Here is an 8329-nt window from a genome sequence, read left to right on the forward strand (position 1 = left end):
CAGCCGGTCGAATAAACCCTGAGTGAAGAAGAAGGCTGAACCGGGGAAATTCGCGCCCGGTTCCTCGGCCGGATCGGCCTGTATGGCGGCGTCGCCCAGCAGGTCGAGGGGCGCGGCCGTGATCAGGCGCGGCGCGGCGAGCGCCGCCAGCGCCAGCGCGGCGGTGATCCCATGCCTTATCCCTGCGTGCGGCATTGCCAAGCCATGTTCCTAGAAAATCGGCGAAAAATCGTATTCCGGCAAAAGCTTTAGAGCAAAAGCATTGCGATTTCCTGTGTGAATCCGGCCCTGTCCCGCAGCGGGACAATGCCGCGCCCAAAGCTTTACAAAGCTCTGCCAAGCCTCTCTTTTGCGCCGTCATCATTCCCTTGCTTGGCAAGGGTCATGTCCCTCCGCTATGCCAGCGCCATGCTGGTTCAAAAAGATAGCCTCGCCCTGATTGGCAACACGCCGATGGTGCGCCTTGCCGGACCTTCGGAGGAATCGGGCTGCGACATTTTCGCGAAATGCGAATTCGCCAATCCGGGCGCTTCGGTGAAGGACCGGGCGGCGCTGTTCATCGTCAACGATGCCGAGGAGAAGGGGCTGTTGCAGCCCGGCGGCACCATCGTCGAGGGGACGGCGGGCAATACCGGGATCGGGCTGGCGCTGGTCGCCAATGCCAAGGGGTACAAGACGATCATCGTCATGCCCGAAACGCAAAGCCGGGAGAAGATGGACACGCTGCGCGCCTTGGGCGCGGAACTGGTGACGGTGCCCGCCGCCGCCTATTCCAACCCCGGCCACTTCGTCCACACGTCCCGCCGCATCGCGGAGGAGACGGAGAATGCGATCTGGGCGAACCAGTTCGACAATATCGCCAATCGCAAGGCGCATATCGTCGGCACGGCGGAGGAAATCTGGACCCAGCTTGACGGGCAGATCGACGGCTTCACCTGCGCGGCGGGGACCGGCGGCACGATCGCGGGCGTGGGCCTGGGCCTCAAGGCGCATGACGAGAATATCACGATTGCGCTCACCGATCCTTATGGCGCGGCGCTCTACAACTATTATGCCCATGGCGAATTGAAGGCGGAGGGATCGTCCGTCGCCGAAGGCATCGGCCAGGGCCGCATCACCGCCAATCTGGAAGGCGCGCCGATCGACACGCAGTTCAGGATTTCCGACGAGGAGGGATTGCTGTGGGTCCGGCGGCTGCTGGCCGAAGAGGGGCTGTGCCTTGGCCTGTCGTCGGGCATCAACGTGGCGGGCGCGGTGGCGCTGGCGCGGGAGCTTGGCCCCGGCAAGCGGATCGTCACCATATTGTGCGACACGGGCTTCCGCTATTTGTCGACGCTTTACAATCGCGAATGGCTGGAAGCGAAGGGCTTGACGGTCTTCCCCTGGCTCGCGCACAATCGCTGATAGCCGACACAGGTCGCGGCGGCGAAGAAAAGAGCAATTCATGGCTGAAACACCCCGCCGGCAGGAAGGGTTGCAGCGTGTCCAGATCGGTCTGACCGGGCTTGCGGGCGTGGTGCTGCTCGTGGGCCTGGCCAATATCGTGATCGAAAAGGCGCGTGTCGATGATCCGGCGGTGCCGCCGCCGACAGTGCCGACGCTGGAGACCAATGCGGTTTCGCCCAAGGAGCCGCTGGCCGAACTGGGCGTGCAGCCCGCGCCGGAACAGGCCCCGATCGTCCCCGATCTCCAGCCCGATCCCAATCTGAAAAAGCCGATGGATCAAGACCTGCAACCCGCGACTCCTTGACGCTTTTTCCCGGTCCCCATCCATGAAGGCGCGGTTGCGCACTGCCTTGCTGCTGGCGGCGCCCGCCTTGCTCCTGCTGCTATGCGGGATGCCTGCCCTGTTCCGCACCGGGCAGGCCGATCCGCTGGGCTGGGCGATGGCAGCGCTGATCCTGATCCCCGCTTCGGCCGCGCTCAGCCTGTGGCGCGGCGGTGCGCATGCCCTCTGGGCTGGCGCGGGTGCGCTGACCGGCGTGCTGACGTTCGTCTGGATCGTAGCTGGCCGGGCACCTGACGCGGGCGCGGCGCTGGCGCTGGCGGCCATCATGCTGGTGGCGGTGGCGAGCGGATCGCTGCTGCCTCGCCGTCCTGCGTGGGGCATCGCGATCGGCCTGCTGGCCGCAGCCGCCATCTGGTGGTCGGGGCGGGAGGAGGTCCGGCCCGTCGCTGGACCTAAACCCCGGCTGGCGGTGATCAGCGGCCTTCCGCTGTTCTGGCGCGAAGGACAGGGTGGCATGGACGCCCGCGCCGATGCGCCGATCGTCAGCGTGCTGCGGACGCGGTTCGATGTAAATCCGCTCGACAGTGCCCTGTCCCAAGGGATGGCGCGGGCCGATACCCTGCTGCTCGCACAGCCGCGCGGTCTGGCGGGAGCGGAGCTGGCGGCGATCGACACATGGGTGCGCAAGGGCGGCCACGCGGTGGTCCTTGCCGATCCGCTGCTGCGCTGGCCTTCGGTCCTGCCGCTGGGCGATCGCCGCCGCGCGCCCGCCGTCAGCCTGCTGACAACGCTTCTTGCCCATTGGGATGCGCGCCTGCTGCCTCCTGACTCGCTGGAGGAGGAGCGCCGGTTCCTGGCGCAGGGCCAGTTGCTGACCATCGCCGCCGCGTCGGGTTTCGAGATCAGGGGTCCTTCCTGCCGGACGGAGGAGGAGGGGCTGATCGCCACCTGCGCTCTTGGCCGGGGGCGCGCCACATTGATCGCGGATGCCGATGTGATCGATGACCGGCTGTGGCTCGCCGATCCCGCAAAGCCGTTGCAGCCGCGCCAATGGACGGCGGACACGCCCGGATTGCTGACCGGATGGCTTGGCGGCGAGGCTTTGGCGCGGCCGCGCGGATGGCTGCGGTCCGAAGCGGAACTGCGGGCGGCGATCCGATGGGCGGTGCTGGCCGGGATTTTCTGGGCAGGCTTGGGAAGCCTGCTGCTGGACCGGCGCGGAAGGGGCGGGATCGCATCTCCGCGCGGCAAATCATCCGAGGAAAAGGGGTGATCGACAGCTAAAAACCAGAACAAAACAGGATTTCCCATCCTTTCCCTAAATTTCCCTTTTCTTGTCTGCCGCCCCTTGGTATTTAAAAGCCATAGGGGTTCTCAGGTTTTGTTCGTCCTGCGTGCCGGGCTGCTGCGATGCGGTTCGGCGGCTGATGGCCTGTGCCCTTGCGAACAGAGGGGCAAGCAGTCCAATCGTGCCGGAAACCATTCTCTTTACGGGCAACGCGTTCAGCGTCGCGGACGGCAAGGGCCGTTTCGTCCTGCCCCTGGAGATGCGCCGGCAGGTCAAGCTGTCCAGCGGCAATGAAAACCGGCTTTATCTCTCGGTCCATGGCGACAACCCCTGCGCCACGGGCTTTGGAGAATCGCACCGCCGCCACCTGTTCGAAGAGGTCGAGGAACTGGCCCGCGAAGCGCGGGCGCAGGGCCGCGACTATAATGCCGACCTGGAACTGGAACGCCGCCTCGGCACGATCGAGGAGGTGAATTTCGATGAGGGCGGCCGTTTCGCCATGCATCCCGACATCCGGGACGAATATGGCATCACCGATGCGATCTTCTTCTATGGCGTCGGCCGCTACATGCAGCTTTGGAAGCCCGAAACTCTGGTCGACAGCAAGGACCGGCCGGAGTTGATCCGCAACAAGGTGCGCCGCTGGCTCGACCAGCGCGAAGCGGGAGGCGGCAAGTGAGCGGCGCTGCTCCCAACGAAGATCGTCATGTCCCCGTTCTGCTCGACGAAGTGCTGGACGCGCTCGCCATCGCCCCCGGCGAGATCCATGTCGACGGCACGTTCGGCGCGGGCGGCTATTCCAGCGCGATGGCGGCGCGCGGGGCGAAGGTCTTTGCCTTCGACCGCGATCCCGACGCGATTCGCGAAGGGCAGGCGCTGGCCGATGAAAAGGGCGTCACCCTGATCGAAGGCGAATTTTCGCGCATGGACGTGCTGCTGGCGGAGCGGGGCGTGACTTCGGTCGCTGGAGTCACGCTCGACATCGGTGTGTCCTCCATGCAGCTCGATCGCCCGGAGCGCGGCTTTTCCTTCCAGGCGGACGGCCCGCTTGCCATGACGATGAGCCAGTCGGGGATGAGCGCGGCCGACTTCCTCAACGGCGCGCCCGAGCAGGAGATTGCGGACGTCCTCTACCGCTATGGCGAGGAGCCGCGATCCCGCCGCGTCGCCCGCGCCATCGTGGAGGCGCGCCCGCTGGAGCGCACCGGCCAGCTTGCCAGCGTCGTGCGCCGCGCGCTGGGGCACAAGCCGCATGACAAGAAGGACCCGGCGACCCGCACTTTCCAGGCGATCCGCATCCATGTGAATGGCGAGCTGGACCAGCTTGAGCGCGGACTGGAAGCGGCCGAAGCGCTGCTGGAGGAAGGCGGCCGCCTGGCGGTCGTCACTTTCCACAGCCTTGAGGACCGGATCGTCAAGCAGTTCCTCCGCAAGCGCAGCGGTGGAGAAGGAAGTGGTTCGCGCCACCTCCCGGAAAAGCAGGCTGGGGAGGCCCCCACCTTCCTCAAACCTGCCAAGGCGGTGCGGCCGGGGGGTGCGGAACTCGCCCGCAACCCCCGTGCCCGCTCCGCCACGCTGCGCAGCGCTATTCGAACGTCCGCCCCTGTCCCCACTTCCTCCCGGAGCGCCCGTCCATGATCGCGGTCAAGAGGTTGCAGAGCCTGATCTGGATAATGCTGGTCGCGCTGGGGGCGCTGGGGGCCTATCTGGTCTCGCTGAAGGTCGCGACGGAGCGGAACGAACTGATGCGCGTCCAGGCGCAGATCGCGCGGGCGCGGGCCGACATCCGCTATCTGGAAACGGAATTCAGCGCGCGGGCGAGCATGCGGCAGCTCGAACGCTGGAACCAGGACGACTTCATGTATGCGACGCCCACGGCCCAGCAATATCTGGCCGGGGAGCGCGCGCTGGCGCATCTGGACGGGGTGCAGCCCAACGGCCCGGACTATGTCGCGCCGCCGGTGATGGTCGCGATGGTGCAGACGCCCGCCGACCTGCCGTCCGCGCCGCAGGCCGCGCCCGCCAGCCCCGCCGCGACCCAGATCCGCAGCGACATCGCCGTGATCCGGGAAGCGCATGCGGCCGACAATGTCGAAAAGATCGCCAAGCCCGCGCCGCGCAGCGCCGAGGAAAAGGCGAAGGCCGATGCCGATGTGTCCAAGCCCAATCCGCTCGCCCGCCGGGCCGAGCGGATGGCGATGCTGGACGCCAAGCTGCTGGACGACAGCACCATCAGCGAGATCAGCGACAAGGCCGCGCGCGAACGCAAGAAGGGAGCGCGCTGATGGCCACGATCATCGTCCAGCCGGGCGGCGCGCGGGCGGGCAAGCAGCGGGTCAACCTGACGGCGGTGGCGCACAACCGGCTGATGCTGCTGCTGATCCTGTTCCTGGGCGTTACGGCGGTTCTGATCCTGCGATTGAGCTGGGTCGGCATCTTCGCGAGCAGCGGACGCGGGGGCGATGACGTCTCTGGCCTGCTGCCAGCGCGCGCCGACATTGTGGACCGCAACGGCGTTCCCCTGGCGCGGACGATGGATGCCTATTCGATCGCGGTGCGCCCGTCCAAGCTGATCGGCGATCCGGCCGAACTGGCGCGCAAGCTGAACGAGATTTTTCCCGACGAGCCGCAGGCGGCATTCTACAAGAAGCTGACCGGCAAGGGATGGGCCTATCTGCGCCGCCGCGCGCTGCCCGAAGAGGTGGCGGCGGTGAACGCGCTTGGCGAGATCGGCATCGAATTTCCGCGCGAGAAGGAGCGCCTTTATCCGCAGCGCAGCCTGGCCGCCCATGTGCTGGGCTTCGCGCCCAACAGGGACGGCGTTGGCGGCATGGGCGTGGAGGCGGCGTTCAACGACCGGCTGATCGATCCGGCGCTGCGCGGACAGCCTTTCGCCATTTCCATCGACAGCCGGGTGCAGGGCGCGCTGGAAAGCGAACTTTATGCGCAGATGGTGGCGCAGAATGCGAAGGGCGCGGGCGGCGTCATCATGGATGCCAATACGGGCGAGGTGATCGCCATGGCGTCCATCCCCGTGTTCGATCCCAACAAGCTGGCGAATTATGCGGGTAAGAAGTGCAGCGAATCGCCGCTGTGCAACCATATCGTGCAGGCGCGCTACGAGCTTGGATCGACGTTCAAGCCACTGTCGATCGCGGCCGCCATGGATCATGGCGTCGTCACCTCCATGGCCAAGCGCTATGATGCGACCGCGCCCCTGGCGGTGGCGGGATTCCGCATCAAGGACGACCATGCGCTGGGCCGCTGGATCAACGTGCCGCAGATATTGGTGCACAGTTCCAACATCGGCACGGCGCGCATCGCCGACGAGATGGGCGCCGCGCCCATGCAGCAGCTGTTCCGCAACCTGCAATTCGACCAGCGCGCGCCCATCGAACTGAAAGAACGGGCGAAAAGCCTGTGGCCGACCAACTGGGGCCGCATCACCACCATGACCGTATCCTATGGTCACGGCATCGCGGTCACGCCGCTGCACCTGGCTTCGGCCTATGCGGCGCTGGTGAATGGCGGCATCTGGCGTCCGGCGACTCTCCGCAAGCTGCATGCGAACGAAGTGCCGGAAGGGCACCGCGTCTTTTCCGCCGCCACCAGCGCGCGGATGCGGCAGCTGTTGCGGATGATCGTCGCGGCGGGTACAGGTCGCAGCGCCGACGCCAAGGGATTCCGGGTGGGCGGCAAGACGGGTTCAGCCGAAAAGCCTGAAGAAGGCCGGTATAACAAGAGTTCACTGGTGACGACGTTCGCGGCCGCATTTCCGATGGATAATCCCCGCTATGTCGTGCTGACCATGATGGACGAGCCAAAGGGTAACGCCCAGACTTTCGGCCTGCGCACCGCCGCCTGGACCGCCGCGCCCGTGGTGAAGCGGGTGATAGAGCGCACCGGCCCGATGCTGGGCGTGCTGCCCGACGAGCGGCGCGATGTCGATATTTCCGACCTCATGCCGCTGCTCGGCAAGGAGGATCATTGATGCGCCTCAAGTCACTGGTCGAGGGGCTGGACGCGCGGCTGAACGCCGGTGCGCCGCTTGATGCGCCAGTGTCGGGCTTTGCGATCGACAACCGCAAGGTCGCGCCCGGAACGGTCTTCGGCGCTTTTCAGGGGCTGCGCGTCAATGGCGAGGATTTCATCCCCGACGCCGTGCGCGCCGGAGCAATCGCGGTCGTCGCCCGCCCGGAAGCGAAGGTGGAAGGCGCGGTGCATATCGCCCATGACAATCCGCGCCGCCTGTTCGCCCTGCTCGCCGCCCGCTACTTCGCGCCTTTCCCCGATGTGACCGTCGCCGTCACCGGCACCAATGGCAAGACGTCCACGGTGGAGCTTGCCCGCCAGCTATGGCGGATGCTGGGGCATCATTCGGCCTCCATCGGCACGCTGGGCGTCACCACCTCGGTCGATCAGGTGTCGACGGGCCTTACCACGCCGGATATCGTCACTTTCCTGTCCAATATGTCCGGCCTCAAGCGCGAGGGCATCACCCACGCCGCCTTCGAAGCGTCGAGCCACGGCCTGGCCCAATATCGCACCGAAGGCCTGCCGGTGTCGGCCGCCGCCTTCACCAACCTGTCGCGCGATCACCTGGACTATCATGGCGACATGGACAGCTATTTCGATGCCAAGATGCGGCTGTTCGACGAAGTGGTCTCACCCGGCGGGGCGGCGGTCGTCTGGGCGGACGACGCATGGTCGGACAAGGTTATCCAGCGAGCTACGAAGCGGGGGCTTCGTGTGCTGAGCGTCGGGGTGCAGGGGCAGGCATTGCGTCTTGCCAACCGCACCCCGACCCAGTTGGGTCAGACTCTGGAGATCGAGGCAGGGGGCAAGCCGTACAAGGTAAACCTGCCGCTGATCGGCGCTTATCAGGCCGCGAACGCGCTGACCGCCGCTGGCCTCGTCATCGCGGGCGGGGAGGATGTTGCCAAGGTATTGGAACTGCTCGGCCGGGTGCAGCCGGTGCGTGGCCGCCTGGAACGCGCGGTCATCACCAAGGCGGGCGCGCCGGTCTATGTCGATTATGCCCACACGCCCGATGGGCTGCGCGCCGCGATCGAAGCGCTGCGGCCCCACACGCGCGGGCGGCTGATCGCGCTGTTCGGCGCGGGCGGCGATCGCGATGCGGGCAAGCGGCCGCAAATGGGCAAGGTGGCGGCTGAACTGGCCGATCATGTCATCGTCACCGACGACAATCCCCGTTCCGAGGACCCATCGGCCATCCGCGCCGCCGTCATGGCCGGTGCGCCGGGCGCGCAGGAGATTGGCGGCCGCCGCGACGCCATCGCCGCCGCGATCGG

8 protein-coding genes and 1 pseudogene are annotated in these 8329 nt (G+C 66.5%); 8 read left to right on the forward strand and 1 reads right to left on the reverse strand.

The annotated features are described in order from the left end of the window. A pseudogene (locus L288_RS0121200) lies at window positions 1-195 on the reverse strand (cell wall hydrolase); the annotation flags it as partial. Between the two features lie 213 nt (window positions 196-408). Between L288_RS0121200 and L288_RS25010 the strand changes: the two are divergent. The 8 genes from L288_RS25010 to L288_RS25045 form a co-directional block, all read left to right on the forward strand. Further along, window positions 409-1404 (forward strand): cysteine synthase A, encoded by a 996-nt coding sequence (locus tag L288_RS25010; protein ID WP_030539659.1) that lies wholly within the window; start codon window positions 409-411, stop codon window positions 1402-1404. Between the two features lie 40 nt (window positions 1405-1444). Beyond that, window positions 1445-1750 (forward strand): hypothetical protein, encoded by a 306-nt coding sequence (locus L288_RS25015; protein WP_021236874.1) that lies wholly within the window; start codon window positions 1445-1447, stop codon window positions 1748-1750. 34 nt (window positions 1751-1784) lie between these two features. Continuing rightward, entirely contained in the window at window positions 1785-3002 is a 1218-nt protein-coding gene (locus L288_RS25020) for a Gldg family protein (protein ID WP_021236875.1), read from the forward strand. Between the two features lie 154 nt (window positions 3003-3156). Next, entirely contained in the window at window positions 3157-3696 is a 540-nt protein-coding gene (locus L288_RS25025) for a division/cell wall cluster transcriptional repressor MraZ (RefSeq protein ID WP_408020376.1), read from the forward strand. Then, on the forward strand, window positions 3693-4655 hold the full coding sequence (rsmH, locus tag L288_RS25030; RefSeq protein WP_021236877.1) for a 16S rRNA (cytosine(1402)-N(4))-methyltransferase RsmH: 963 nt from the start codon (window positions 3693-3695) through the stop codon (window positions 4653-4655). Before L288_RS25025 ends, rsmH begins: the two co-directional genes overlap by 4 nt. Continuing rightward, window positions 4652-5302, forward strand: coding sequence for a hypothetical protein (locus L288_RS25035; RefSeq protein WP_021236878.1), 651 nt, complete (start codon window positions 4652-4654; stop codon window positions 5300-5302). The genes rsmH and L288_RS25035 overlap by 4 nt, the downstream gene beginning before the upstream one ends. Next, entirely contained in the window at window positions 5302-7008 is a 1707-nt protein-coding gene (locus tag L288_RS25040) for a peptidoglycan D,D-transpeptidase FtsI family protein (RefSeq protein WP_021236879.1), read from the forward strand. The genes L288_RS25035 and L288_RS25040 overlap by 1 nt, the downstream gene beginning before the upstream one ends. Next, window positions 7008-8329: UDP-N-acetylmuramoyl-L-alanyl-D-glutamate--2,6-diaminopimelate ligase (locus tag L288_RS25045; protein WP_021236880.1), on the forward strand; the 1322-nt coding region annotated here is incomplete at its 3' end. The genes L288_RS25040 and L288_RS25045, both read left to right, overlap by 1 nt.

This window comes from Sphingobium quisquiliarum P25, from assembly GCF_000445065.1.
Taxonomy (GTDB): Bacteria; Pseudomonadota; Alphaproteobacteria; order Sphingomonadales; family Sphingomonadaceae; genus Sphingobium; species Sphingobium quisquiliarum.